Consider the following 25,554-nt stretch of genomic DNA (forward strand, 5'->3'; position numbering starts at 1 on the left):
AGGCAGGCAGCGTCGTTGCCGCCTGCAACCGCTCACTGAGCTGCAATGCCAAGCAACTCGTCAATTACTGAAGCCGCACCCGAATCATGAGAACCACGCCCGCAATCGAAGAGCTCGACCTGTACGTCTGGGAAGGCAAGGCGGACATTGTCGACCGCGTCGCCCGGTGCATGGCGAGCTTCGACGTCGAAGTGATCCGCGCCGACAACGCGGAGATCTCGCCCGAGCGCGCCGCATTGCGTCCGTCGCTGGCGATCATCAGCGTGACGATGATCGAAATCGGCGCAGCGTTCCTGCGCGACTGGCAGGCCAACATCGGCATGCCGGTCGTCTGGGTCGGCGCGGCGCGCGATCACGACGCGTCGCAGTATCCGCCCGAGTATTCACATATCCTGCCGCTCGACTTCACGTGCGCCGAGCTGCGCGGCATGATCGGCAAGCTCGTCACGCAGCTGCGTGCGCATACGGCCGAAACGTCGCATCCGACCGAACTCGTCGCGCACTCGGAATCGATGCAGGCACTGCTGCACGAAGTCGATACCTTCGCCGACTGCGACACCAACGTGCTGCTGCACGGAGAAACCGGCGTCGGCAAGGAGCGCATCGCGCAACTGCTGCACGAAAAGCATTCGCGCTACCGGCACGGCGAATTCGTGCCGGTAAACTGCGGCGCGATTCCCGACGGCCTGTTCGAATCGCTGTTCTTCGGTCATGCGAAGGGATCGTTCACGGGCGCGGTTGTTGCGCATAAAGGCTATTTCGAGCAGGCGGGCGGTGGCACGTTGTTCCTCGACGAAGTCGGCGATCTGCCGCTGTACCAGCAGGTCAAGCTGCTGCGCGTGCTCGAGGACGGCGCGGTGCTGCGCGTCGGCGCAACGACGCCGGTCAAGGTCGATTTCCGCCTGGTCGCGGCGAGCAACAAGAAGCTGCCGCAGCTCGTGAAGGATGGCCTGTTCCGCGCCGATCTCTACTATCGGCTCGCGGTGATCGAGCTGAGCATTCCGTCGCTGGAAGAGCGCGGCGCCGTCGACAAGATCGCGCTGTTCAAGTCGTTCGTCGCACAGGTCGTCGGTGAGGAACGGCTCGCTGAGTTGTCCGATCTGCCGTACTGGCTGACGGATTCGGTCGCGGACAGCTATTTCCCCGGCAACGTGCGCGAACTGCGCAACCTCGCCGAGCGCGTCGGCGTGACGGTGCGGCAGACGGGCGGGTGGGATGCCGCGCGGTTGCAGCGGCTGATCGCGCACGCGCGCAATTCGGCGCAGCCGGTACCGGCGGAGAGCGCGGCCGAGGTTTTCGTGGATCGCAGCAAGTGGGACATGAACGAGCGCAACCGCGTGATTGCGGCGCTCGACGCAAACGGCTGGCGGCGTCAGGATACGGCGCAGCAGCTCGGTATCAGCCGCAAGGTACTGTGGGAAAAAATGCGCAAATATCAGATCTTTGACGAGGAGCCCGAGACCCGCGAAAGTGAGTAATTAATGAGATAAAATCGCGCTGAATTACAACGACTCGGGCGGGAATAGAACTTCATGAGCCATATGACGGGGTTGGGAAAGGCGTGCGTGTTGCTCGCCATGGTGGGAGGCATGCAGGGCGCTTATGCGCAAAGTCTGGCAGACAGCGGTTCGCCGGCAGTACAGCAGGCGTCGGCGCCGGTGGCCGCGATTCCGGTGATCGATCCGCAGGTCCAGACGTCGGTGCAGCCGCTGGCGGGCGAGTCGACGGGGCCGAGCACGGTCGACGACCTGCAGCGCCAGATCCAGGCGCACACGCTGACGGAAATGCGCACGAGCTACAACGGTAGCTACGGTGCGAGCCTGCTGTTCAACGTAAAGGACGGCGCGTACTTCGTCGCGCTGTTCCAGCAGAAGGCGTTCTGGCGTGTGATCAAGACTTACGATGAAACGCGTGCGGAAGCGATCTATCGCGATTTCTCGCGCCAGGCGGAGCGGCTGTCCGTGAACGAACTGCGGGCAGCGAAGCTGGAATCGCAGAAGGCGCAAATGGACAAGCAGATCGAAGTCACGCAGGACCGCGCGCGGCGTCTGCAGGCCGATATCTCGATCGCACGCCAGCAACAGGCGGCAGTCGCGGATCGCCAGAAGAGCGTACGTAACGAGACGGCTGCATTGCAGGCGCAGCAGGCCGAGCTTCAGTCGCAACTGCGTGCGTTACAGCAGCAGGTGCGTTCGTTGCAGCGCGAGGCCGACGCCGGCTTGCCGACGACGGCACGCTGAACCCGGCAGCGGTGCGGCGACATGCCGCGCCGGCCGCACAAGTAAAAAGGGCAAGCCGGTTGGCTTGCCCTTTTGCTTTACTGGCCGTCCGGCACGATTCGCCGGCGGCGTGTCACGATCACCGGCCCGTTGCCGCCGCGGGAATCCGACGGCGATGCGTTGCCGGATGCGTCGCCGGCGTCACGCGGCGCGCCATAGCTTTCGCGCGGTTCACGGGGTTCGCGCGGGGCGCCGTAGCCTTCGCGCGGCTCACGCGAGCCGTAACCCTCGCGCGGTTCGCGCGAGCCATAGCCTTCACGCGGTTCGCGGGAGCCGTAGCCGCCGTCGCCGCGCGATTCACGCGGGCCGCCGTGCGAGCCGTACGGGCTGTGACCGCCACCTTCACGGCCGCCGGGGCGCCCGCCGGTACGCGGACCGCGGGGGCCGCCGCTGCCGCCCGGGCGCGAGCCGCCCGTGTCGAGCTGGATCGTGGAAATCGCGCGCTTGTAGATGCCTTGCAGACCCACGGGGGTGCGCAGCATCACCAGGTACTGGTCGAACGACTCGATACACCCCGTCAGACGAATGCCGTTGACGAGATAGATTTCAACGCGCTTACGTTCCTTGCGCGCCGAATTGATGAAGTCGTTTTGCGGATGGGATTCTGCGGGATTGGCCATTGAGGTGCGGCAGGAGCCTGCGTCAGAGAATATGTTGTGCGTGTGTGTGGCGTGTTCGTCCACAAGGTATTTGGCGGGATTCTACCCTGTTCGATCGGGAAGCGCGCAGTCGTGATTGTGTCGAACCGTAACCCACTATAGACGTTCCAGCGCATTTTCGCGATTCGGCCAAACGGCCAATGCCATTTCGTTACGCCGCGTTACGACTCTCGCAGTGCCGTATCACCTTGGTTCTCGCGCGACGCTTACATTGGCTGCGCGAGCCGGGCGGGCCGGCATATCAGGGATTCAGAACATGAACAAGAGGCGATGGGCAGGGTGGGTCGGGGGCGTGGCGTTGCTGGCTTCCGGCAGTGCGATGGCGGGGCATGTCGACCTGTCGGTCGGCATCGGCGTACCGGTCGCGCCGGTCTATGTCGAACCGGCGCCGGTCTATGTGGCGCCGCAGCCGGCCGTGGTCGCCTATCCGGGCTACGGATACGGCTACTACGGCGATGACGACGACGATCGCTATCGCAAGTGGCACAAGCACTATGACAAGCATTGGCACCGGCACCATGGCGACGACGATGACGATTGAGCCCGAGGCCGGCCCCGCCGGCGCGCATCAGAACGCGTAGTCGGGGTTTTTCGGGTCGAATGCGGTGTCGTCGAGCGTCGCCGGCGCGATTTTCTCGATGACGATCCGCTCGAAGATCTTGCCGTCGTTGTCATAGGACTCGACGGTCCGGAAATAGGGCGCGTGCAGGTCGAGCCCAAGGACTTCCTTCTTCGCGTAGAACTGCGGCCGGCCGGTCGGTGTTTCGTAGGTGAGCGCGACGACGCGCACGCCGCCGACCGTCCTGGCTTCCACATCGGTCGGCCGCTGCACGCCGGCCTCCACGTATTTCTTCCCTTCGGTCAGGTACAGGTTCGTGATGAACTCGGTGCCGAGATCCTTCACCTGGTGATTCGACTGAGCGCGCGCGAGTGCGCCGTCGAGTGCCGTCCACAGCGGAATCTTGCCGAGCAGGCCGCCAAGGTGGCCGTACATCTCGTCCTTGCGCTGCGTCGTGTCGTAGATCGTCTCCTGTCCGGCATGTGCGCCGCCCGGCAGCCATTTCGCATAGACGCGCAGCGGCTCGCGGGTGGTCTTCACGAGCATGCGGTCGGGCGTATCGGACCATTTTCCGCTGATGCGTTCCTGGCGCACCATCGTGAACTGGTACGACGGATAGCCGTTGGGGCCGTTACGGATGTAGAGCGGCACGGCGAGCGGATCGAGTGCCTTGAAGAGCGCCGTGAGCGTCGCGTCATCGAGTTGCGCAAGCGCGCCGCGCTGCGCGGCCGTGCGCAGCCAGCGCGCCTGCTGCGCGACCGGCTCGCGCGTGACTTTCGCGAGGTCCGCCGGCAGCGCGACCTCCTGCGCCGCGCTCACGGCGCTGGCCGTTTCCTGTGCATGCAGGCCAGCCTGCGCGAGCGACAGCATGCACGCGACTGCCACGGCGGCGGCATGCCGCCTGTGGCGCTTCTTTCCTTCGTTCATCGACGGCGTCTCCTGGGGCGATGGATCGTTCAACCTTGCTTCGCGGCCTTGAGCTTGGCGAGTTCCTCGTCGCGCAGCGCGCGGCGCAGGATCTTGCCGACGTTCGTCTGCGGCAGCGCGTCGCGGAACTCGACGAATTTCGGCATCTTGTAGCCGGTCAGGTTCTTGCGGCAGTGCGCGAGCACGTCGTCGGCCGTGAGCGACGGGTCGCGGCGCACGACGAACACCTTGATCCGTTCGCCCTGTACCTCGTCAGGAATGCCGATCGCCGCGGCTTCGCTGATCCCTGGATGCATCACCAGCACTTCCTCGATCTCGTTCGGATACACGTTGAAGCCCGACACGAGGATCATGTCCTTCTTGCGGTCGATCAGGCGGATGAAGCCGCGTTCGTCCATCACGCCGATGTCGCCGGTGCCGAGCCAGCCGTCGGCGTCGATCACCTTGGCCGTCTCGTCGGGGCGCTGCCAGTAGCCGCGCATCACCTGCGGGCCGTGCACGCACAGCTCGCCCGGTTCGCCGATCGGCGCCCAGGTGCCGTCCTCGCGGCGAAAGCGCACGACGGTGGACGGCGCGGGCAGGCCGATCGAACCGCTGAACGCGGCCATGTCGTTCAGGTCGACGGGGTTCATCGTGACGATCGGCGAGCATTCGGTGAGGCCGTAACCTTCGACGACCGGCCGGCCCGTCACCTGCTGGAAGCGTTCGGCGACCGCGCGCTGCATCGCCATCCCGCCCGCCATCGCGAGCTTCAGCTTCGAGAAATCGCGCTTGCGGAATTCCTCGTTGTCGAGGAACGCGTTGTACAGCGTGTTGATGCCGGTGATGCCGGTGAACGTCTCGTTGCGGATGATCTTCATCACCATCGTCATGTCGCGCGGGTTCGCGATCAGGATGTTGCGCCCGCCGAGCCCCATGAAGATGAATGCGTTCACCGTCAGCGAATAGATGTGATACAGCGGCAGCGGCGTGAGCACGGTTTCGACGTCGCCCGATACCTGGTCGGCGATCCAGGCCTTCGCCTGCAGCAGGTTCGCGATCAGGTTGCCGTGCGTGAGCATCGCGCCTTTCGCCACACCTGTCGTGCCGCCCGTGTATTGCAGGAATGCGAGGTCGTCGCGCGACATCGGCACGGATTGCGGCTTGCCGCGTGCACCGAGCGCGAGGGCGGAGCGCAACCGGATGGCCTGCGGCAGGTGGTAGGCCGGCACGAGTTTCTTCACGTGCTTCAGCACGAAATTGATCAGGCGTCCTTTCGCATTGAAGCCGTCGGCGAGCAGGTCGCCGAGCGCGGTGACGACGATGTTCTTCACCTGCGTTTCCGGCAGCGCGTCCTGCAGCGTGCGCGCGAAATTCTCGAACACGACGATCGTCTGCGCGCCGCTGTCCTTCAGCTGGTGCGCGAGTTCGCGCGCGGTGTAGAGCGGATTGACGTTGACGACGATCGCGCCGGCTTTCAGCGTGCCGAACAGCGCGACCGGGTACTGGAACGTGTTCGGCAGCATGATCGCGACGCGATCTCCGGGTTTGACGCCGAGGCTTTGCAGATACGACGCGAACGCGTCGACTTTCTGCGCGAGCGTGCGATAGGTCATCGATGCGCCTGCGCTCACATAGGCGACGCGCTCGGCGAAGCGGCTCGTGCATTCGTCGAAGAACTGCACGAGCGATGCGTATTGCGTGACGTCGATGTCGTGCGGGACGCCGGGCGGATATGACGCGTACCAGATGCCGTCGGTGTTCGGCGGAACCTGGGCCGCTGCGGGTGCTGCGGAAGATGACATGACGTGTCTCCGGTCTTTGCTCTCGGCGAGGGCAGGCGCTTCGGCGCCGGCCCGTGCCCCGTGGCGCACGGTCGATCGATGGGGGCGCCTCGACGCCCCGCATGACCGCGCGTTTCAATCAAATCGTGAACAGGAAGCCGCGCGTGGCCTCGCGCGCTCAGTTCGTGGAATGCAGCGTCGCCGTATCGACGGTGGTCGCGCCCGACTGCGGCAGCCCGAACACTTCGCTTGCGCCTGCGTCGTCGAGTACGGCCGCGAAGATCGACAGTTGCGCGCTGTCGGGCATCGGCGCTTTCAGCGCGGCGACGATCAGCGACGACAGTCGCGCGATCATCTGCACGTCGTTCATCGTGCGGCCTTGCGAGAACTCGTCGATCAGGCTTTCCGTTTCGGCACCCGCGAGCGCGCCGGACAGTGCGCCGATCGCGAAGTGCAGCCGCCAGCCGAGCTCCGTGCGCGGCAGGTGCGGCAATGCGCGCTGGAACGCGTCGAAGAAGCGGCCCGCGACGCTCGCATAGTGCGCGGTCAGGAAGTTGCGCACGAACGGCGAAGGATCGGTGTACGCACGGCCTATCAGCCGCAGGAACCCGGGCCCGCCGCGTTCGGGATTGCGCGATGCCTTCAGCGCGGGAATGAACATCGCGCCGAGCACGTGCTCGCAGGTAATGTGCGTGCCGAGTTGTGCATCGAAGCGGTCGAGGATGCCTAGGCGCTCCTGGTTGAGCTGGTCGAGCCGGCGCGACAGCATCGCGTGAATCAGCGCTTCCTTGCTGCCGAAGTGGTAGTTGACCGCGGCGAGGTTGACCGCCGCGCGCGAGGTGATCTGGCGCATCGACATCGCCTCGAAGCCATGCTCGATGAACAGGTCCTCGGCCGCATCGAGGATGCGCGCCTTCGTCCCGCCGGTCTGCCGCGTGCCGGATGACCGCGCCCCGGACGGCCGTCCCGCGGACGGTCGCCCCTCCTGACTTACTGCCATGTTCCGCCTCCCATGCCGGTTGCCCGGCCGCGAACAGGTGATTTGATTATCTGATTCAAACAGTCGTTTTTATTAAGATAAAAAATCACGGGCCGAGCGGGCAAGCGGGGAATCTGGACAAATTCCTCTAGTTCGATGTGCGAATGCGGAAAGTATTGTGCGCGGCCCCGGCGGGGCGGGGCACGCGCGATGGTGCGGTGCGGAAATGCGCAGATCTAGCTGACCGCGCTACGCGTATTGACCGATTGCGTCATGTCGATGCCGCGCCGCTCGCGGCTGAACAGGATCAGCACGGCGATCACGACGGCGACGATGCCGGCCACGAGCGCGAGCGCCAGGCTGTAATTGTTGCCGTGCGAAACGGCAAGCGATGCCTGCATCGTCGCGTTGCCCGACGCGAGCAGGTTGCCGAGCTGGTAGACGACGCCAGGGAAGGTCGCCCGGATCTCGTCGGGCGAGATCTCGTTCAGGTGAACCGGGATCACGCCCCACGCACCCTGCACCGAGATCTGCATCAGGAACGCACCCGCGGCGAGGGCAACCGGGCCGCTCGAGAATGCCCACAGCGGCAGCACGGGCAGGGCGATCAGCGCAGCGATGAAGATGGCACGACGCCGGCCGATCCGTTCCGAGATCGTGCCGAACGACAGGCCGCCGACGATGGCGCCGATGTTCAGCACGATCGTGATCCACGACACGGTATGCGGATCGAAGTGATGCTGTTCACGCAGGAACGTCGGATAGAGATCCTGCGTGCCGTGCGAGAAGAAGTTGAACGCGGTCATCAGCACGATCGCGTAGATCGTGAGCTTCCAGTTCTGCTGCAGCGTGGCCCCGAGGCTCGGGCGCGGGCGCTTCTCCATCTGTTTCCACGCCGGCGATTCGGGCACGTGTGCGCGCACGTACAGCACGAGCAGCGCGGGCAGCACGCCGACCATGAACATCCCGCGCCAGCCGATGTACTGGTAGAACAGGCCGAACACGACGGACGCGAGCAGGTAGCCGCTCGGATAGCCGGCCTGCAGCAGTCCCGACACGAAGCCGCGTGCATGGGTCGGCACGGTTTCCATCGTCAGCGCGGAGCCGACGCCCCATTCGCCGCCCATCGCGACGCCGAACAACGCGCGCAGCACGAGCAGCGCGGTCAGGCTCGGCGCGAAACCCGATGCGAGTTCGAGCAGCGAGTAGCACGCGATGTTGACCATCAGCGTCGGGCGGCGACCGAAGCGATCGGCGAGCCGGCCGAAGATCAGCGCGCCAAGCGGGCGCATCGCGAGCGTCAGCGTGAGCGCGAACGCGACGGCGGGGATCGTCGATCCGAATTCGGCGGCGATGTCCTTCAGCACGAAGACCATCAGGAAAAAATCGAACGCATCGAGTGTCCAGCCCAGGTAAGCGGCAATCGTGACGTTGCGTTGTTCGCGGGTCCAGCTCATGTCCGAGGTCTCCTCGTTGGCTTGCGCGCTCACGATGTGCATGCGGATGCCGGCCCGGCTTGCGCGCGGTGCGGGGGCATTGATCGAGTGTAGGCCGCGGCGCTGAGCGATGCGGGGCGCGATGACGTCGAATCGGGAATAATCCCTAGGAAATGAACTGTTTCGGAATGGGAAACGGTGTCGCGCGAAACCGGCGACAGGTATCTGTATCATTCCGGAAGGCTGTTTGTATTTGTTTTGTAATGCGTCAGAAGCGCATCGTCACCGAATCAGGAGTCCAGATGACCGAACGTTCCGCCGCCACGCTGCCCGTGCTCGAAACTGCCCGGCTGTGGCTGCGTCCGCGTGTGCTGGCCGATCTCGATGCGTGTGTCGAGATGGATCGTGATCCGGAAGTCACCCAGCACATCGCGGGCCCGTGGCACGATCCCGTCGAGCATCGGCGCTTCGTCACGCACCGGATCACGCGCGACTATCCGCCGGGCCTCGGCTACTGGTCGATCTTCGAGAAGGCCGCGCCGGATGCGTTCATCGGCTGGATCCTGCTGATTCCGGACTATGCAGGCGGCGCGCGCGACGTCGAGATCGGCTGGCGGCTGGTGCGTGCGACATGGGGGCACGGCATCGCGAGCGAGGCCGCCGCGGCCGTCGTGCGTCATGCCTTCGACACCGTGCGCCTGCCGCGCGTGATCGCCGATATCGCGGAGGCCAACAGCGGCTCGCTGAATGTCGCGCGCAAGCTCGGGATGCGCCGAGTGAGCGTTGTGCACGATGGCATTCCTTACATTCGACATCGTCTCGAACGCAACGATCTGAGCGTGTAGCGCGGCGCCATGCGTGCGCGAGCGCTTGTCAGAGATCGTCAACCGGATGCGTATCGAGGTCATGACGTATTAACGGCTCGCGCGATCAGGAGTATCGTTGCCGGAATTTCGCAACATGGGGTACGACCATGGCACTCGGTAACGATGTTCACCTGATTCCCGTCAAGCTGGAAGAACTGCGTCCCACGCAGATGACGGTCGGCTATCGCGAAGTCAAGGCGAAGCGCAAGCACTGGAAGGCGCTCAGCAAGCGCGCGCGCAAGGCCGCGATCGAATCGCACTGGTTCCCGGCCGTGCTCGGCCCGGACGGGCTGCATTACATCACCGATCATCACCATCTCGGCCTCGCGCTGATCGAGGAAGGCGAGGCGCGCGTGAACGCGATGCTGCTGAAGGATCTGTCCTGGCTCGACCACACGATCTTCTGGCGGATGATGGAACACAACCAGTGGGTGCATCCGTTCGGCGCGGACGGCACGCGCCGCGACTACGGGAATCTGCCGAAGGCGCTGACGGGGCTCGTGGACGATCCGTACCGCAGCCTCGCCGGCGAGCTGCGCACGGCGGGCGGTTATGCGAAGGACGCGACGCCGTTCAGCGAATTCCTGTGGGCCGACTACCTGCGCCAGCACGTGTCGCTCGACCAGATCCGCAAGAACTTCGCGAAGGCGCTCGATATCGCGCTGCATCGCGCGCATGAGCAGGACGCACGCTATCTGCCCGGCTGGTCGGGCGTCATCGCCGTCAAACCCTGACCACCTCATGACGACCGCCCCGATCCGCCCCGATGCCGGCCCGCAGCACGCCGACCATTTTTCCGCGCTCGACGCGGCCTCGCCGCCGCCCACGCGACGCATCGGTCTCGATGCGCTGGCCGGCCTGTCGATCGCGGGCCTGCTGATACCCGAGGCGGTCGCGTACGCGGGGCTGGCCAACCTGCCGCCGCAGGCCGGTCTCATCGCGTTGCTGTCGGGGCTCGTCGTCTATGCACTCACCGGCAGCAGCCGTTTCGCGATCGTGTCGTCGACCTCATCGTCAGCTGCCGTGCTCGCGGCGACCGTGCTCGCGGAGTCGGGGATGGCGCTCGCCGCGCAGCTCGCGCTCGCGGCGGCGCTCGTCGCGATGACGGGTGTGCTGTTCATCCTGGCGGGTGCCGCGCGGCTCGGCGGGATGTCGGATTTCGTCGCGCGGCCGGTGCTGCGCGGCTTCACGTTCGGCCTCGCGCTGACGATCGTCATCAAGCAGTTGCCGAAGATTCTCGCGATTTCCGTGCAGCACAGCGATGCGCCGCATGTCGCGCTCGACCTGATCACCGGCGCACCGCATGCGAATCTCGCGAGCGTCGTGCTCGGTGCGACCGCACTGGCGTTGCTGTTCACGCTCGGGCGGAGCTCGCGCGTGCCCGCGACGCTCGTCGTGATCGTGCTGTCGATCGCGGCCGGCTATGCGATCGACTGGCACCGGTACGGCATTGCGATCGTCGGCCATATCGACTTCCGGCATATCGAATTCGGCCTGCCGACCCTCGACCGCAATGCGTGGATGCAGACCGTCGAGCTTGCGTTCGCGCTGATGCTGATCCTGTACGCGGAGTCGTACGGGTCGATCCGCAACTTCGCGCTGAAGCATGGCGACAGCGTGTCGCCGAACCGCGACCTCGTCGCGCTCGGCTGCGCGAATCTCGTGTCGGGCCTGCTGCACGGGATGCCGGTCGGCGCCGGCTACTCGGCGACCTCGGCGAACGAAGCGGCCGGCGCGCAGTCGCGCTTTGCCGGCCTGTGGGCGGCGGGCGTGGTCGCGCTGATCGTCTGGCTGCTGCTGCCGCAGCTCGCGCGCACACCGGAGCCCGTGCTCGCGGCGATCGTGATCTTCGCGGTCAGCCACTCGCTGCATCCGTCGGTATTCCGGCCGTACTGGGCCTGGCATCGCGACCGGCTCGTCGTGATCGCCGCGCTGCTCGCGGTGCTCGTGCTCGGCGTGCTGCACGGGCTGCTCGCGGCCATCGGCGTGAGCCTGCTGCTGACGCTGCGCAAGCTGTCCGAGCCGAACGTCAGCGTGCTCGGCAGGCTGCGTGACAGCCACGATTTCGTCGACGTGGCGAGCCATGCCGATGCGAAGCCGGTGCCGGGCGTGCTGATCGTGCGGCCCGAGGCGCAGCTGTTCTTCGCGAATGCGGACCGGATGCTGAACCGTGTGCGGGTGCTGATGAAGGCCGCGCCGGACACGCATACCGTGATGCTGAGCCTCGAGGAAACGCCGGACGTCGACGGCACGACGATCGAATCGTTGCGCACGTTCGCGGCCGAGTGTACGGCGCGCGGGTTGCGGCTTGCGATCGTGCGGCTCAAGGTGCATGCGCTGCACGCGTTGCGCCGCGCGGCGGACGATACACTGCACGACGACGCGATGTCGGAACTGAGCGTCGACGAGAGCCTGCAACTGCTGCGGGCCGGCATGCCGCCGGACGGCAGCGGCGGCACCACCGCCGCGTGATGCGGCGGCGCGACGGCGCCGTCTAGAGCGAAAGCGCAGCGCCGGCCGTGCGATCGATCATGTCGGCCACTTCCTCGGCAGTCGGCGCATAGGCGCCTGCGTGCGCACAGGCGACCGCCGCGCACGCAGCTGCGTAGCGAAGATGTTCAACGGCCGTGGCATCGGGGCGCGCAAGCTGGCTCGCGAGCCAGCCGCCGATGCTCGCATCGCCGCAGCCGACCGTGTCGGCAATCTTGGTCGGGAACGCGGGCTGGAACAGCACGGTGTCGCGATGCAGGAGCTGCATGCCGGATGCGCCGCGCGTGACGAGCATCGTCGCGTCGGGCGCCCACGTGCGCAGTTGCGCGAGCGCGGCGGCTTCATCGAGTTCGGGAAACAGCCCGCGCAGATCCTCGTCGGATACCTTGATCCAGTCGGCGAGCCCGGCCAGCCGGCGCAGCGTGTTGCGATACGACGGCGCGGCCATTGGCGCACGGAAGTTCGGGTCGAACGAGATCCGCTTGCCGGCCGTCCGCGCGGCCTGCGCGACTTCGATCAGGCGCGCCGCTAGCGGCTCGCGTACGACGCCGAGCGAACCGACGTGCACGATCTCGGCCGCATCGAGCGCGCCGGCGGGCAGGTCCGCCGGATCGAACGCGAGATCGGCGCTGTTCTCGCCGATGAAGAAATAGTGGGGCGGCTGCTTCGACACGACCATCGCGAGCAGCGGCGCGCGATCGACCTGCCGGATGAAGCGCAAGTCGAGCCCGGCGTCGGCGCTCTTGCGCATCAGCTCGTCGCCGAAGATGTCGCGGCTGACCGTGCCGGCGAAGGCCGTCGGCACGCCGAGTCGCGCACCGACGCGCGCGACGTTCCAGCATGAGCCGCCGGCGACGCTGTGCCAGTGCTGCGCGTCGTCGCGGATGAAATCGGTCAGTGCTTCGCCGAATACGATCAGGCGGGGAAACGTCGTCGTCATGTCGAAACCTTGTGCCGCGGCGTTGCGCGCGGCCGTACAGCGGTTGATCCGAAAAGGCGGGCAGTGCGGGGCCGTCGCGCATGGCGACACGGCCCCGCACTGCCCGGTTGCGCGGGCGGACGGGCGGCGCGATCAGCGCGGGGTGCTCCAGCCCTTGTAGGTCTTCACGTTGTCGCGCGTGATGAGCGTCGGCTCGATCAGGATCATCGGGTTGGCCGGCTTCTGGCCGTTCATGATGCCGTAGCCGACGTTCACGGCCTGCTGTGCCATCGACCAAGGATCCTGGCTCGACGACGCCTGCACGAGCGTGTTGGATTTGAGCGCCACTTCGATGTCGGGTGCACCATCCACCGACGTGATCACGATGCCCGGACGATTCAGCTGTTTCGCGGCGAGATCGCTGCCGATCGCCTGCGGATCGTTGATCGTGAACACCGCGTCGAGCTTCGGAAAACGCGTCAGGTAGCCCTGCATCGCATTCATCCCGCCTTCGCGCGAGCCCTTGCCGTCCTGGTCGCTCGACAGCAGCTTGATGCCCGCGTTTTTCGCGAGCACGGTCTTGCAGCCGTTGACGCGATCGATCACGGCCGACACTTGCGGGCCGTTCTCGATGATCACGTTGCCCTTGCCGTTGAGCTTCTTCGCGATGTAGTCGCATGCCAGCTCGCCGGCCTTCACGTTGTTGGTCTGCACGGTCGCGTTCGCGCCCGCTGCCGCGACGTCGACCGCGACGACCGTGATGCCGGCTGCCTGCGCCTTCTTCACCGCCGGCTCGATCGCCTTCGGATCGGTTGCGTTGATCAGGATCATGTCGACGTGCGCGGAGATGAAGTTGTCGATCTGCGTGAATTGCTTGTTCAGGTCGTAGTCGGCCGACACGGCCGTGACCTTCGCATTCGGGTTGATCTGCTTGGCGCGCGCCTCGGCGCCCTTGACGATCGTGACGAAGTACGGGTTGCCGAGCGACCCGACGGTGACGCCGATCGATTTGAGCGGCTTGTCGGCCGCGTGTGCGGCGGAAGCGCCGAAGGCGAGTGCGAAGGCGATGGCGGTCAGGGCGGCTTTGTGCTTGAACATGTCGTTGTGTCTCCGTGAGGTTTGTTGGCGAACGGGCGCAGGCGAACCGGCCTGCGCCGCAAGGTTGAATCGACGGGAAGGGATCAGGTGCGCGCCGAGTCGCGCTGGCGATAGCGATCGAGCGCAACGGCGCCGATGATCACGAGCCCCTTGATGATGTACTGCCAGATGTCGGACACGCCGAGCAGCACGAGGCCGTTCGTCAATACCGCGATGATCAACGCACCGATCAGCGTGCCGACGATCGAGCCGACGCCGCCGACGAAGCTCGTGCCGCCGAGGATCACCGCGGCGATCGCGTCGAGTTCGTACGACTGGCCGAGCTGCAGGCCGTTGGCCGCATAGAGCCGCGCGGCCGACATCACTGCGCCGAGGCCGGCGAGCAGGCCCGACGCCGCATACACGAACAGCTGGATGGCCCGCACGTTGATGCCCGACAGGCGGGCGGCTTCCGGATTGCCGCCGACCGAATAGATACGCATCCCGAGCACCGTGCGGCGCAGGATGAACCACGAGATCGCGATCACCGCGCACGCGATCACGACGAGCCATGGCACACCGAGGATCGTGCCGTTGCCGATGAACGCGAACGGCAACTGCGGATTGAACACGGTCGTGTCGTTGCCGATCAGGCGCGCGACGCCGCGCACGGCCGTCATTGCGCCGAGCGTGACGATGAACGGCGGCAGGCGCAGGAACGAGATCAGGCCGCCGTTGATCGCGCCGAACACGAGGCCGACGATGAGCGCGAACGGCACGCCGAGCCAGCCCCAGCCCGGAATGGTCGACGCGAGCAGCGCCGCGACGGCCGCGGCGGCGAGCACCGAGCCGACCGACAGGTCGATGCCGCCCGTGAGGATCACGAAGGTCATGCCGGCGGCGAGGACGATGTTGATCGACGCCTGCTGCGTGACGATCGACAGGTTCTGCAGCGTGAAGAAGCCGTCGGTCAGGAAGCCGAAGCCGATGCACAGAACCAGCAGCACCGGCAGCATGCCGGCCGTGCGGATCAGCGATTGCATGCGGGCGCGGTGATTGGTGACGCGCAACCGGGGAGTACGATCGCCCACCGGGTGGGCCGTCGCGGAAGCGAGGTTCCGCTGCTTGGTCGGGTTGATCATTTCGGTAACCTGAATGTAAGAAGGAAATGAAAAGGTCGAGGCTCAGTGTGCGTCGGCGAGTTCGGCTTGCGAGCCGGTGGCGAGCGCGATGATGGCTTCCTGCGTGATGGGCGTATGCGTGTGGCCGCCGAGTTCGCCCGCGATCTCGCCTTCGCGCATCACCAGCACCCGGTCGGCGACGCCGATGATCTCCGGCAGTTCGCTCGAGATCACGATCACACCCACGCCGGCCTGGGCCAGTTCGTTGATGATCCGGTAGATCTCGGATTTGGCACCGATGTCGACGCCGCGCGTCGGTTCGTCGAGGATCAGCACGCGCGGCTTCGTCTCGAGCAGGCGCGACAGCAGCACTTTCTGCTGGTTGCCGCCCGACAGCGCGCCGACGTTGACGTTCGCGTGGGGGACGCGGATCGACAGCGACGCAATGGCGTCGCGTGCGCGCTCGGCGCCGCGCGCGAGGTCGAGCGCACCGAGCCGTGCATCGCGGTTGCAGACCGAGATGTTGATGTTGTCGCGCACGCTCATGTCGAGGAACAGGCCCTGGCGCTTGCGGTCTTCGGTCAGGTAGACGAGGCCGGCGTCGATCGCGTCGCGCGGCGAGTGCGCGCCGAACGTGCGTTCGCCCACCTTCACGTCGCCGCGCACGCGCGGTTCGGCGCCGAAGATCAGCCGTGCGAGTTCGGTGCGGCCTGCGCCGACGAGCCCCGCGATGCCGAGCACTTCGCCGGCATGCAGGTCGAGGCTGCAGCCGCGCACGCGCCCGCCGTCGGCGATGTCGCGTACCGACAGCAGCAGGTGGCCCGGGTCGTATGGCGCGTGTTCCTTCTTGTAAAAGCCGGAGATGTCGCGGCCGACCATCATCGCGACGAGACGCTCGGCCGACAGCGATGCGCGTTCGAGCGTGCCGACGTACGTGCCGTCACGCAGCACCGACACGCGGTCGGACAGCTCGTAGATCTCCGCCATCCGGTGGCTGATGTAGATGATCGCGAGCCCTTCCTCGCGCAACTGGCGGATCAGGCGGAACAGGTGTTCGGTCTCGCGCGACGACAGCGGCGTGGTCGGTTCGTCCATCACGAGGATGCGTGCGCGGGTGTGCACGGCGCGCGCGATTTCGACGAGCTGCTGCTCCGCGATCGACAGCGTGTCGACGAGCGTGTCGGGCCCGAACGATGCGCCCAGGCGCGCGAGCACGTCCTCGCAGCCGCGCGCCATCGCCGCGCGGTCGATCGTGCCCCAACGCCGGTTGCCGCGCCTCAGTTCGCGGCCGATGTAGATGTTTTCCGCGACGCTCAGGTTCGGCGACAGGCAGAGCTCCTGGTAGATCACCGCGACGCCCGCATCGCGTGCGGCTAGCGGGCCGTCGATGTCGATGCGTTCGCCGTCGATCAGGATCTCGCCGCCGGCATCAGCGCGGTATGCACCCGACAGGATCTTCATCAGCGTCGATTTGCCCGCGCCGTTTTCGCCCATCAGCGAATGGATCTCGCCGGGATAGACGGTCAGGCTCACGTTGTCGAGCGCACGCACAGCCGGGAACGTCTTGCTGATCCCGCGCATTTCGAGCAGCGGGCGGGGCGACTCAGATCGCGACATGGTTGACCTCCTGCGAGTCGGTGCGGGCGCCCTTGAGGATGCCGGCCCGCGGGGAGAAGTTGAAATACATCGGCAGCGTGGCCGCGCCGATCGCGCCGGCGTCGGCGCCGAACGTGCCGCGTACGAGCACCGGCGTGCCGCGCGCTTCGGGCGCGGTGGCGACGAGCGCTGCGCGCAGGCGCGTCGTGACCGCGTCGAGCAGGCCCGCGTCGGTGTCGGCGTCGAGCACGACCACCGGCGCATCGACCACACACAGCACCGCGCGTAACGCCGGTGCGAGCGCGTCGACACAATCGTCGATCCATTCGTCGACCGCGGGCAGGCCGCGAGCGATGCAAGCTTCGAGATCGGCCCGGTTGTCGACCGTCTCGCCGTGATGGCGCAGATGACGCACGAGTGCATGCAGCGACGCACGCGCGAGCAGGATGTCCCACGGGCCGCGCGGCGGCGGCGCGGAAGCCAGCCGGCTCGGCGGCACGGGAATTACGGCGATGTCGCCCGCATTGCCGGTCAAGCCGCGCAGGCAGTCGCCGTCGATCGCGATGCCGCCGCCGATCGCCGGCCCGATGAACAGGTAGACGAAGTCGTCGCACTGCCGGCCGTATCCGTAGAACAGCTCGGCGATCGCGGCCGCATTGCCGTCGTTTTCGCCGAAGACCGGAAGCGACAGCGTGCGGCTGAGGTCGCTTGCGAAATCGACGTCTTCCCACGCGCGGAACGTATCGGGTGCGAGGCCGAGTTCGCGCATCCACGCGCCGAGGTTGTAGGGCTGCGCGACGCCGATGCCGGTCAGGCGGGCGCGTTCGTGGTCGGGGAGCAGGGCTTGCATCGCGTCGATGTCGTGGCGGACGATCTCGAGCACGTCGGCCGGGGGAGGCAGCAGCGTGTCGTGCGAGCGGCGGCCGAGCACGTCGCCCGCGAAGTTGACGAGTGCCGTTTCGATGCGCATCCGGTCGAGATGGACGCCGATGCCGAACGCGCCGCGCGGGTCGAGGCGAATCAACGAGGCTGGCTGACCACGCTGGCCTTCGGTGCGGCCCGCAAATTCGATCAGCTTTGCGTCGGCGAGCGACGCGATGATGCTGCCGACCGCCGTGCCCGTCATGTTTGCGAGGCGGGCGAGGTCGGCCTTTGACGCGCTGCCTGCGCGGCGCAGCGTCTTCAGCAGCAGGCGCTCGTTGTAACGGCGCACGTTGGCCGAATTGCTGCCCTGGCCGAAGTGCGGGCTTCTCATGGCGTCTCCTTCCATGGTGCGCCGTCCGGCGGCGCATTAAATAAATCACGTTGATTTATTTAACCGCGTGAGCGCCGGCATGTCAGCTTAGGGAAATCCCGGTTTGGGTGGAGGCGGGGATGGCGGTGTGGGGTGTCCGGAATCGCGGATGGATTGCGGGGATCCAGCGATTCAGGCCAAAGGTGGCGTGGGTAGTGGCCAGTTGTCGTCGGATTTGCGGCATGCCGCCACGGCTCGCTTGCGCTGGCGACGCTAACCGAAGCGACTGGTCTGCTTGCGAATATGGGGGGATGTGTTTCCGGAGCCGGAAATGAAAAAAGGCCGGCTAGAAGCCGACCTTTTTATAAAACAGATGGTGCCCAGGAGAGGACTCGAACCTCCACGATGTTGCCACCGCTAGGACCTGAACCTAGTGCGTCTACCAATTCCGCCACCTGGGCACGTTTTGCAGTAGCTGCTTGCTGCAAAGAAGTGAAATTATAGCGTGCCTTGAGCGCCTGTCAACAGAATTTGAGGTCGCGAACGAAAATAATTTGGAGGAAGTGTTCGTGGCATCGGGCAGCGTGCGCAAACATCGTGGCAGCAGGCGTGCATCGTCGAACTTGTGATTCCGGATATGTACGCGGGTGCATCCATTCCGAATGCCGAGAATGAGAAATGGCCGGCTAGAAGCGGACTGTTTGAGAAGGCGGATGGTGGTCAGGAGGGGGCGGTCACACGTGTGCGACCCCGGCTGCGCTTGCAAGCGCAGCCTTTCGAGTCCTCAGGCAAAGCGCGCAGGTGCTTTGTTTCCTGGGCTGGAAATGAAAAAAGGCCGGCTAGAAGCCGACCTTTTTAAATAAGTGGTGCCCAGGAGAGGACTCGAACCTCCACGATGTTGCCACCGCTAGGACCTGAACCTAGTGCGTCTACCAATTCCGCCACCTGGGCACGTTTCGCTTGCTGCGATGCGAAGACCGCTATTCTAGCGTGTCGGCGGAGCCTGTCAACACAATTTCATTCAAAGCGATAAAAATATTGCCCCTCGCGCGACGGATCCTTACGCGCCGACCGGATTCGCGCGTTTCGCGGCGAAATTCCAGCGCTGCGCCTGGCTCGTGTCGACTCGGGCCGGCAGCAGTCCGGCTGCGAGGAACGTGTCGGCGATCTTCTGCTGTTCGCCGAAATTTTGCGCGACCACCGCGCGGACGAGATAACTGCGCCGCGCGTTCGCGCGCGCGATTGTCGTCGCGTCGAGCCCCCAGATCGGCGCGAGTGTACTCGCAGCCTCCTGCGGGTGGTCGCGCAGCCACGTGCCGGCCTGCGACAACTGGTCGAACAGGACCTGGACGACGTCGGGCCGCGCGGCCGCGAAACCGGTCGACGCGAGGTAGTAGCGCTGGTACGACGCGAGTCCGTTGCCGTCGGCGAGAATCCGTACGTCGGGATTCCGGTCGACCGATGCGACATAGGGATCCCACGTGATCCACGCGTCCACGCTGCCACGTTCGAACGCCGCGCGACCATCCGCGGGCGTCAGGTAGTGGGTCGCCGCATCGGCCGGCCCGAGCTTCGCGCGTGCGAGCGCGGCAAGCAGCAGGTAATGGCTGCCAGCCGCCTTCGTGACCGCAATGCGCTTGCCCTTGAGATCGGCGAGCGTACGCAGTGCGCTGTCCTGCTTGACGACGATCGCCTGCGCCTTCGGCGAAGGCGCTTCCTGTGCGACGTACACGAAACGCGCATGCGCGGCCTGAGCGAAGACCGGGACCGTATCGGCCACGTCGGCGCTGAAATCGACGGCGCCGACGTTGAGCGCTTCCGTCAGCGGCAATCCGCTCGCGAATTCGTGCCACGACACGCGCAAGCCGAGCGGCGCCAGGGCCTGCTCGAGTGCACCGCGCGTCTTGAGCACCGTGATGAGCGTCGACGACTTCTGGTAGCCGATACGCAGCACATCGGGTGCGTTCTCGGCGTGCGCTCGGACGCCGGCGGCAGTGAGGCCTGCGGCCAGCATCGCGCGTGCGAATGCGCGGCGGTTCATCGGTGTCATGGATCATGCTCCTTGTCTGGTTCGTTGCGTTGAAGCGAGCCGGCTAACGTACCAACAGGTCGATTGGACGATAACCGATAAATTCTGCTATCGATCCGGCTGGCGGGCATAAGAGCGGGGTGCCGGTGCTCGCGGCGCACCCATGCATGCGCAGCCGATCGATGTTTCGAGCTTGCATTTGATTGCATAGTCAAATATATTCATTGCAGAAAATTTAGAGTCAGCGATTGGCGTTGTCGCGGGAAACACCCGCGCGTCGCGCCGATCGTTTTTTTCAATCATTTATCTGACTTGTCAGTTAATTTTGCTCGGTGCCGCGGCGGTTGTTCGCGTGGCGCCCGATCAGAAGGACATCCGATGAAACCGTCCGAAAGTCCGGGCACGCCGGCACCGCTGACCGGCGCCAGCTTCGCGCTGGGAACGCTCGCGGTGGCGCTCGCCACGTTCATGAACGTTCTCGATTCGTCGATCGCCAACGTCGCGATTCCAACCATTTCCGGCAATCTGGGCGTGTCCATCGACGAGGGTACGTGGGTCATCACGCTGTTCTCGGCGGCCAACGCGGTGTCGATCCCGCTGACCGGTTGGCTGACGCAGCGGGTCGGGCAGGTAAAGCTGTTCGTCTGGGCCATCCTGCTGTTCGTGCTGTCGTCGGCTGCGTGCGGGCTCGCGCCCAACCTGACCGTGCTCCTCGCCGCGCGGATCGTCCAGGGTGCCGTGGCCGGGCCGCTCGTGCCCTTGTCCCAGGCGTTGCTGCTCGCTTCGTTCCCGAAGGAGAAGAGTTCGAGCGCGCTGTCTCTGTGGGGGATGACGGCCACCGTCGGACCGATTGCCGGCCCCGCGCTCGGCGGCTGGATCACGGACAACTACAGCTGGTCGTGGATCTTCTATATCAACGTGCCCGTCGGGTTGTTCGCGGCGGCCGTGATCTGGGCGCTCTATCGCAACCGGGAAACGCCGGCCCGCAAGCTGCCGGTCGACAAGGTCGGGCTGATCGCGCTGGTCGTGTGGGTTGCCGCACTGCAGGTCATGCTCGACAAGGGCAAGGATCTCGACTGGTTCAATTCGTCGACGATCTGGATCCTGACCATCGTGGCCGTGGCCGGCTTCGTGTTCTTCCTGATCTGGGAGTTGACCGAGGCGCGCCCGATCGTCGATCTCAGGCTGTTTGCACAACGAAATTTTCTCGGTGGAACGTTGGCCATCTCGATTGCGTTTGCGGTATTTTTCGCGAATCTCGTGATCCTGCCGCAATGGATACAGGGCTCGCTCGGCTATCCGGTCGTCAATGCGGGCCTCGTCACCGCGCCGCTCGGCATCTTCGCGGTGATCCTCGCGCCGGTGGTCGGCAAGGTGATGCCGAAATCGGACATGCGTGTGCTCGTCACGTTTGCGTTTCTCGGCTTTGCCGGCGTATTTTTCATGCGCTCGCGCTATACGACGGGCGTCGACACGTGGACGCTCGTGGTGCCCACGTTGCTGCAGGGCATCCCGACGGCGTTCTTCATGACGCCGCTCACGTCGATCATCCTGTCGGGGCTGCCGCCGGAGCGCATCCCGGCGGCCGCGGGCCTGTCCAATTTCGCACGCGTGTTCATGGGCGCGGTCGGCACGTCGCTCGCGAGCACCGCCTGGAACGACCGCACGATCCTGCATCACGCGCAACTGGCCGAGCAGGGCAGTGTGAACAACCCGATCTTCGCGAGCGCGGTCGCCAGCGTGCAGAGTGCGCTCGACGCCGGTGCGCCGAAGGCGCTGACCTACCTCGAGGCGACGTTGAATGCGCAGGCGACGATGCTCGGGCTGAACGACGTGTTCTGGCTGTCGGCGGTGATCTTCGTGCTGATCATTCCGCTGGTCTGGGTGACGAAGCCGGGCAAGGGCGTGGCTGCCGGGGCCGCGGCAGCCGGCGGGCATTGAGCCGATGCGGGCGGCGCGTCCGCGAGATGCCGCGTGCCTTGAAAAATCGTGATGTCGCAATTATTGTGTCGGTCAACAATATGCGACTCAGCGAGCACGATGGAACACTACACGCCGAAGAATTTCCTGCACACCGAAAGCGTGGGGTTCGTACTCGCGAAGGCGCGCAACCTGATCACGTCCGAGATGGATGCGGCGTTGAAGGATCTCGATATCACGGCGCAGCAGATGGGCGTCCTGCTGTCCCTGCGGATCGGTAGCGCGGCGACGCCTTTCGAATTGTCGAAGCTGCTCGGTGTCGACACCGGGTTGATGACGCGTGTGCTCGACAAGCTGGAGGACAAGGGGCTCGTCGAGCGTTCACGCAGCGTCAGCGATCGGCGGGTGGTGAACCTCGCGCTGACCGAAGCGGGGCAGGCGGTTGCCGCGCAGATTCCGGAGATTGCGCCGAAGGTGCTCAACGCCCGCTTGCGGAAATTTTCGAAGGCCGAGTTTGACGAGCTGTCCAGGCTGCTGCGCAAGTTCATCGGCGAGTAAGCCGGGCGCCGTTTCCTGGTGCCGGAAATGAAAAAAAGGCCGGCTAGAAGCCGACCTTTTTATAAAACAGATGGTGCCCAGGAGAGGACTCGGTCACACGTGCGCGACCCCGGCTGCGCTTGCAAGCGCAGCCTTTCGAGGCCTCACGCAAAGCGCGCAGGCGCTTTGCTTCCTGGGCTTGAAATGAAAAAAGGCCGGCTAGAAGCCGACCTTTTTATAAAACAGATGGTGCCCAGGAGAGGACTCGAACCTCCACGATGTTGCCACCGCTAGGACCTGAACCTAGTGCGTCTACCAATTCCGCCACCTGGGCACGTTTTGCAGTAGCTGCTTGCTGCAAAGAAGCGAAATTATAGCGCCCCAATTATTCGTGTCAACACTTTTTTGCGATGCATCGCAAACCGGGCTCCGTCGCGCCTGCCGGCGGCATTCCCGTCATTTGGTGACACAGCCGGGTGATAGAATGACCCGCCGCCGTCAATATAGAACTGTCTGAAGGACACCTCTATGTTGATGCCGTGCACCATCAATCAACGCAACGAGAACAACCATCGACAAACCCTTGAGCAAATATCCGTACCCCATTCCGAGCCGTGAAGAAATTCTCGGCGTGCTGCGTACGAGCGACGCGCCGCTGGCCGCCAACGACATCGCCGAGGCACTGTCGATCAAGCGTCAGGAGCGCGAGGGGTTCTTCCGGCGTGTCGCCGCGATGGAACGCGACGGCCAGATCCGCCTCGACAAGCGTGGCCATTACCAGTTGACCCATCCGTCGAACTTCGTTGCCGGGCGCGTGCAAGGGCATCGCGACGGCTACGGGTTCGTGATCCGCGACGACGGCCAGGACGACCTGTTCCTGCCGAACGGTGAAATGCAGAAGGTGATGCACAACGATCGCGTGCTCGCACGGATCGTCGGCTACGATCGCCGCGGCCGCCCGGAAGGGCATGTCGTCGAAGTCACCGAGCGCGCGAACAAGCGCGTGATCGGCCGCCTGCTCAACGAGAACGGCGCGCTGATCGTCGCACCGGAAGACAAGCGCATCGGCCACGACATCCTGATCACGCAGAACGTGAAGAAGGCGAAGGTCGGGCAGGTCGTCGTCGTCGAGCTGACCGATTTCCCGAGCCGCCATTCGCAGCCGCTCGGCCGTGTCGTCGAGGTGCTCGGCGACATCGACGATCCGGGCATGGAAATCGAAATCGCGGTGCGCAAGTACGGCGTGCCGCACGAATTCAGCCAGCCGGCGCTCGACGAAGCCGCCGCGCTGCCCGACAAGGTGCGGCCGACCGACCTGCGTTTCCGCGTCGACCTGCGCGACGTGCCGCTCGTGACGATCGACGGCGAGGACGCACGCGACTTCGACGACGCCGTCTACTGCGAGCCGGTCAAGGTCGGCCGCGGCGACGGCTACCGGCTGATCGTCGCGATCGCCGACGTATCGCACTACGTACAGCCGGGCAGTGGGCTCGATGCCGACGCGCTCGAGCGCAGCACGTCGGTCTACTTCCCGCGCCGCGTGATTCCGATGCTGCCGGAGAAGCTGTCGAACGGCCTGTGCTCGTTGAATCCGCAGGTTGACCGCTGCGTGCTCGCGTGCGACATGGTGATCACCGCGCGCGGCGAGATCAAGGCGTACCAGTTCTACCCGGCCGTCATCCATTCGGCTGCGCGCCTCACGTACACCGAAGTCGCGGCCGTGCTGTCGAACACGAAGGGGCCGGAGGCCGCGCGTCGCGCAGACCTGCTGCCGCACCTGCAGGATCTGTACGGCGTCTACAAGTCGCTGTTCGCCGCACGGCAGAAGCGCGGCGCGATCGACTTCGACACGACCGAGACCTACATCGTCTGCAACTCGCAGGGCAAGATCGAGCAGATCGTGCCGCGCCAGCGTAACGATGCGCACAAGCTGATCGAGGAATGCATGCTGGCCGCGAACGTCTGCGCGGCCGACTTCCTGAAGCGCAACAAGCATCCGGGCCTGTACCGCGTGCACGCGGGGCCGACGCCGGAGAAGCTCGAGAACCTGCGCGCGTTCCTGCGGGGCATGGGCCTGTCGCTCGGCGGCGGCGACAAGCCGCATGCGAGCGACTATGCGGCACTGATGGCGCAGATCCGCGACCGGCCCGATGCGCAGATGCTGCAGCCGATGCTGCTGCGCTCGATGCAGCAGGCCGTCTACAGCCCGGACAACATCGGTCACTTTGGCCTGGCCTACGAGGCATACGCGCACTTCACGAGCCCGATCCGCCGTTATCCGGACCTGCTCACGCACCGCGCGATCTACGCGATCCTGTCCGGCAAGAAATACGTTCCGAAGGCGCCGGACGGTTTCGAGCTGAACACCGCGCTGTCGCCGCGCGCCCGTGCGATGCAGCAGGCCGACGACGAAACGCGCGGCCGCCCGCATCCGAACACGGCGATCTGGGAAGAACTCGGCCTGCACTGCTCGGCAAACGAGCGCCGCGCGGACGAAGCGTCGCGCGACGTCGAAGCCTGGCTCAAGTGCTACTTCATGCGCGACAAGCTCGGCGAGGAGTACGGCGGGATGGTGAACGGCGTCACGTCGTTCGGCATCTTCGTGCAGCTCGACACGCTCTTCATCGAAGGGCTCGTGCACGTGACGGAACTCGGCTCGGACTACTTCCAGTACGACGAAATCAAGAACGAGCTGCGCGGCGAACGAACGGGCATCCGCTATCGCCTGTCGGATCGCGTGCGCGTGCAGGTGAGCCGCGTCGATCTCGACGCGCGCAAGATCGATTTCCGCCTCGTGCGCGATACGCCGGTGAAGGCGCCGCGCCCGTCGCCCGCGCCGGCTTCCGCTGGCGGCGGTGTCGATCGCAACGGCCCGCGTGTCCGTGCGCTGCCGCAGGCGGAAGAACCCGCGCCGCGCCGCAAGAAGGCCGCGAGCGCGCCGAGCGTCGCGGTGAAGGAGGCGCACGCCGCGCGCGCCGCCGTGAAGAAGAAGGGCGGCAGCGGCGGCGGTGCGGCGGCGAAGCCGACCGCGAAGAAGACACGCGCCCGCAAGAAGTATTGAGCGTTCGGGGCGGCGCCAAGCGCACGCCCTGCAGTATCGAGAGACGCCGCGTTACCGGTCATCGGCCGGCAACGCGGCGCTTTCCTTTTCCATGGATCGCGG

Annotated in this window: 20 protein-coding genes and 3 tRNA genes; 9 read left to right on the plus strand and 14 right to left on the minus strand. The window is 65.5% G+C overall.

From position 1 onward, the window contains the following. Positions 1–86: 86 nt before the first annotated feature. Positions 87–1,478 carry a sigma 54-interacting transcriptional regulator gene (locus ACPTTF_RS07905; RefSeq protein ID WP_166964119.1) on the plus strand — a complete coding sequence of 464 codons (1,392 nt, stop codon included), beginning with the start codon at positions 87–89 and terminating at the stop codon, positions 1,476–1,478. Positions 1,479–1,532: 54 nt separating this feature from the next. Further along, positions 1,533–2,240: a DUF2968 domain-containing protein gene (locus ACPTTF_RS07910; RefSeq protein ID WP_166964121.1), complete on the plus strand. Its 708-nt coding sequence runs from the start codon at positions 1,533–1,535 to the stop codon at positions 2,238–2,240. A gap of 77 nt (positions 2,241–2,317) precedes the next feature. Here ACPTTF_RS07910 and hfq read toward each other — a convergent pair whose 3' ends face one another. Continuing rightward, complete coding sequence (hfq, locus tag ACPTTF_RS07915) at positions 2,318–2,899, minus strand: RNA chaperone Hfq (RefSeq protein WP_048020710.1); 582 nt, start codon at positions 2,897–2,899, stop codon at positions 2,318–2,320. Between the two features lie 295 nt (positions 2,900–3,194). On the opposite strand from hfq, the gene ACPTTF_RS07920 reads away from it, so the two are divergent. After that, on the plus strand, positions 3,195–3,479 hold the full coding sequence (locus ACPTTF_RS07920; protein WP_423370815.1) for a hypothetical protein: 285 nt from the start codon (positions 3,195–3,197) through the stop codon (positions 3,477–3,479). Positions 3,480–3,506: 27 nt separating this feature from the next. Here the strand turns inward: ACPTTF_RS07920 and ACPTTF_RS07925 are convergent, their stop codons facing one another. The 4 genes from ACPTTF_RS07925 to ACPTTF_RS07940 all read right to left on the minus strand — a co-directional run bounded on the left by ACPTTF_RS07925 (position 3,507) and on the right by ACPTTF_RS07940 (position 8,623). Continuing rightward, a complete protein-coding gene (locus ACPTTF_RS07925; protein WP_423370816.1) occupies positions 3,507–4,424 on the minus strand; it encodes a DUF1571 domain-containing protein in 918 nt (305 codons plus the stop codon). Between the two features lie 29 nt (positions 4,425–4,453). Continuing rightward, positions 4,454–6,208 (minus strand): AMP-binding protein, encoded by a 1,755-nt coding sequence (locus ACPTTF_RS07930; protein ID WP_423370817.1) that lies wholly within the window; start codon positions 6,206–6,208, stop codon positions 4,454–4,456. 157 nt (positions 6,209–6,365) lie between these two features. After that, positions 6,366–7,187, minus strand: a complete 822-nt coding sequence (locus tag ACPTTF_RS07935; protein WP_423370818.1) for a TetR/AcrR family transcriptional regulator — start codon at positions 7,185–7,187, stop codon at positions 6,366–6,368. Positions 7,188–7,402: 215 nt separating this feature from the next. After that, positions 7,403–8,623 carry an MFS transporter gene (locus ACPTTF_RS07940; RefSeq protein WP_166964130.1) on the minus strand — a complete coding sequence of 407 codons (1,221 nt, stop codon included), beginning with the start codon at positions 8,621–8,623 and terminating at the stop codon, positions 7,403–7,405. 281 nt (positions 8,624–8,904) lie between these two features. Here ACPTTF_RS07940 and ACPTTF_RS07945 point away from each other — a divergent pair, with 281 nt between their 5' ends. The 3 genes from ACPTTF_RS07945 (at position 8,905) to ACPTTF_RS07955 (ending at position 11,940) form a co-directional block, all read left to right on the plus strand. Next, positions 8,905–9,447 (plus strand): GNAT family N-acetyltransferase, encoded by a 543-nt coding sequence (locus tag ACPTTF_RS07945; protein WP_423370819.1) that lies wholly within the window; start codon positions 8,905–8,907, stop codon positions 9,445–9,447. A gap of 128 nt (positions 9,448–9,575) precedes the next feature. Beyond that, positions 9,576–10,202, plus strand: a complete 627-nt coding sequence (locus ACPTTF_RS07950) for a ParB-like protein (protein ID WP_423370820.1) — start codon at positions 9,576–9,578, stop codon at positions 10,200–10,202. A 7-nt stretch (positions 10,203–10,209) separates the two neighbouring features. Then, positions 10,210–11,940: a SulP family inorganic anion transporter gene (locus ACPTTF_RS07955; RefSeq protein ID WP_423370821.1), complete on the plus strand. Its 1,731-nt coding sequence runs from the start codon at positions 10,210–10,212 to the stop codon at positions 11,938–11,940. 22 nt (positions 11,941–11,962) lie between these two features. On the opposite strand, the gene ACPTTF_RS07960 is transcribed toward ACPTTF_RS07955, so the two are convergent. The 8 genes from ACPTTF_RS07960 to ACPTTF_RS07995 form a co-directional block, all read right to left on the minus strand. Next, positions 11,963–12,898, minus strand: coding sequence for a carbohydrate kinase family protein (locus ACPTTF_RS07960; RefSeq protein WP_423370822.1), 936 nt, complete (start codon positions 12,896–12,898; stop codon positions 11,963–11,965). A 132-nt stretch (positions 12,899–13,030) separates the two neighbouring features. After that, on the minus strand, positions 13,031–13,975 hold the full coding sequence (locus ACPTTF_RS07965; RefSeq protein ID WP_423370823.1) for an ABC transporter substrate-binding protein: 945 nt from the start codon (positions 13,973–13,975) through the stop codon (positions 13,031–13,033). Between the two features lie 83 nt (positions 13,976–14,058). Further along, positions 14,059–15,096: an ABC transporter permease subunit gene (locus ACPTTF_RS07970; RefSeq protein WP_423370824.1), complete on the minus strand. Its 1,038-nt coding sequence runs from the start codon at positions 15,094–15,096 to the stop codon at positions 14,059–14,061. Between the two features lie 42 nt (positions 15,097–15,138). Further along, complete coding sequence (locus tag ACPTTF_RS07975; protein ID WP_423370825.1) at positions 15,139–16,692, minus strand: sugar ABC transporter ATP-binding protein; 1,554 nt, start codon at positions 16,690–16,692, stop codon at positions 15,139–15,141. Beyond that, on the minus strand, positions 16,679–17,926 hold the full coding sequence (locus tag ACPTTF_RS07980) for an ROK family protein (RefSeq protein ID WP_423370826.1): 1,248 nt from the start codon (positions 17,924–17,926) through the stop codon (positions 16,679–16,681). The genes ACPTTF_RS07975 and ACPTTF_RS07980 overlap by 14 nt, the downstream gene beginning before the upstream one ends. A 353-nt stretch (positions 17,927–18,279) precedes the next feature. Further along, positions 18,280–18,366, minus strand: a tRNA-Leu gene (locus ACPTTF_RS07985). A gap of 403 nt (positions 18,367–18,769) precedes the next feature. After that, positions 18,770–18,856: transfer RNA gene (locus ACPTTF_RS07990), tRNA-Leu, on the minus strand. A gap of 109 nt (positions 18,857–18,965) precedes the next feature. After that, the gene (locus tag ACPTTF_RS07995; RefSeq protein WP_423370827.1) at positions 18,966–19,955 is read right to left on the minus strand and encodes an aliphatic sulfonate ABC transporter substrate-binding protein; all 990 of its coding nucleotides are present in this window, start codon (positions 19,953–19,955) and stop codon (positions 18,966–18,968) included. A 357-nt stretch (positions 19,956–20,312) separates the two neighbouring features. Between ACPTTF_RS07995 and ACPTTF_RS08000 the strand changes: the two genes are divergently transcribed. Next, complete coding sequence (locus ACPTTF_RS08000; RefSeq protein WP_423370828.1) at positions 20,313–21,875, plus strand: DHA2 family efflux MFS transporter permease subunit; 1,563 nt, start codon at positions 20,313–20,315, stop codon at positions 21,873–21,875. A 99-nt stretch (positions 21,876–21,974) separates the two neighbouring features. Beyond that, the gene (locus tag ACPTTF_RS08005; RefSeq protein ID WP_166964151.1) at positions 21,975–22,412 is read left to right on the plus strand and encodes a MarR family winged helix-turn-helix transcriptional regulator; all 438 of its coding nucleotides are present in this window, start codon (positions 21,975–21,977) and stop codon (positions 22,410–22,412) included. A 226-nt stretch (positions 22,413–22,638) separates the two neighbouring features. On the opposite strand, the gene ACPTTF_RS08010 is transcribed toward ACPTTF_RS08005, so the two are convergent. Beyond that, positions 22,639–22,725: transfer RNA gene (locus ACPTTF_RS08010), tRNA-Leu, on the minus strand. Positions 22,726–22,974: 249 nt separating this feature from the next. On the opposite strand from ACPTTF_RS08010, the gene rnr reads away from it, so the two are divergent. Further along, positions 22,975–25,452 (plus strand): ribonuclease R, encoded by a 2,478-nt coding sequence (rnr, locus tag ACPTTF_RS08015; protein ID WP_423370829.1) that lies wholly within the window; start codon positions 22,975–22,977, stop codon positions 25,450–25,452. The last annotated feature ends 102 nt before the right edge of the window (positions 25,453–25,554 follow it).

The organism is Burkholderia crassaminum, from assembly GCF_964265005.1.
Lineage (GTDB): Bacteria > Pseudomonadota > Gammaproteobacteria > Burkholderiales > Burkholderiaceae > Burkholderia.

Coding starts and splice junctions, on each gene's coding strand:
- ACPTTF_RS07940 (WP_166964130.1), bottom strand. CDS start 8,623: ATGAGCTGGACCCGCGAACAACGCAACGTCACGATTGCCGCTTACCTG.
- hfq (WP_048020710.1), bottom strand. CDS start 2,899: ATGGCCAATCCCGCAGAATCCCATCCGCAAAACGACTTCATCAATTCG.
- ACPTTF_RS07950 (WP_423370820.1), top strand. CDS start 9,576: ATGGCACTCGGTAACGATGTTCACCTGATTCCCGTCAAGCTGGAAGAA.
- ACPTTF_RS07910 (WP_166964121.1), top strand. CDS start 1,533: ATGAGCCATATGACGGGGTTGGGAAAGGCGTGCGTGTTGCTCGCCATG.
- ACPTTF_RS07960 (WP_423370822.1), bottom strand. CDS start 12,898: ATGACGACGACGTTTCCCCGCCTGATCGTATTCGGCGAAGCACTGACC.
- ACPTTF_RS07905 (WP_166964119.1), top strand. CDS start 87: ATGAGAACCACGCCCGCAATCGAAGAGCTCGACCTGTACGTCTGGGAA.
- ACPTTF_RS07965 (WP_423370823.1), bottom strand. CDS start 13,975: ATGTTCAAGCACAAAGCCGCCCTGACCGCCATCGCCTTCGCACTCGCC.
- ACPTTF_RS07945 (WP_423370819.1), top strand. CDS start 8,905: ATGACCGAACGTTCCGCCGCCACGCTGCCCGTGCTCGAAACTGCCCGG.
- ACPTTF_RS07920 (WP_423370815.1), top strand. CDS start 3,195: ATGAACAAGAGGCGATGGGCAGGGTGGGTCGGGGGCGTGGCGTTGCTG.
- ACPTTF_RS07935 (WP_423370818.1), bottom strand. CDS start 7,187: ATGGCAGTAAGTCAGGAGGGGCGACCGTCCGCGGGACGGCCGTCCGGG.
- ACPTTF_RS07925 (WP_423370816.1), bottom strand. CDS start 4,424: ATGAACGAAGGAAAGAAGCGCCACAGGCGGCATGCCGCCGCCGTGGCA.
- ACPTTF_RS07975 (WP_423370825.1), bottom strand. CDS start 16,692: ATGTCGCGATCTGAGTCGCCCCGCCCGCTGCTCGAAATGCGCGGGATC.
- ACPTTF_RS08000 (WP_423370828.1), top strand. CDS start 20,313: ATGAAACCGTCCGAAAGTCCGGGCACGCCGGCACCGCTGACCGGCGCC.
- ACPTTF_RS07980 (WP_423370826.1), bottom strand. CDS start 17,926: ATGAGAAGCCCGCACTTCGGCCAGGGCAGCAATTCGGCCAACGTGCGC.
- ACPTTF_RS07930 (WP_423370817.1), bottom strand. CDS start 6,208: ATGTCATCTTCCGCAGCACCCGCAGCGGCCCAGGTTCCGCCGAACACC.
- ACPTTF_RS07970 (WP_423370824.1), bottom strand. CDS start 15,096: ATGATCAACCCGACCAAGCAGCGGAACCTCGCTTCCGCGACGGCCCAC.
- ACPTTF_RS07955 (WP_423370821.1), top strand. CDS start 10,210: ATGACGACCGCCCCGATCCGCCCCGATGCCGGCCCGCAGCACGCCGAC.
- ACPTTF_RS08005 (WP_166964151.1), top strand. CDS start 21,975: ATGGAACACTACACGCCGAAGAATTTCCTGCACACCGAAAGCGTGGGG.
- ACPTTF_RS07995 (WP_423370827.1), bottom strand. CDS start 19,955: ATGACACCGATGAACCGCCGCGCATTCGCACGCGCGATGCTGGCCGCA.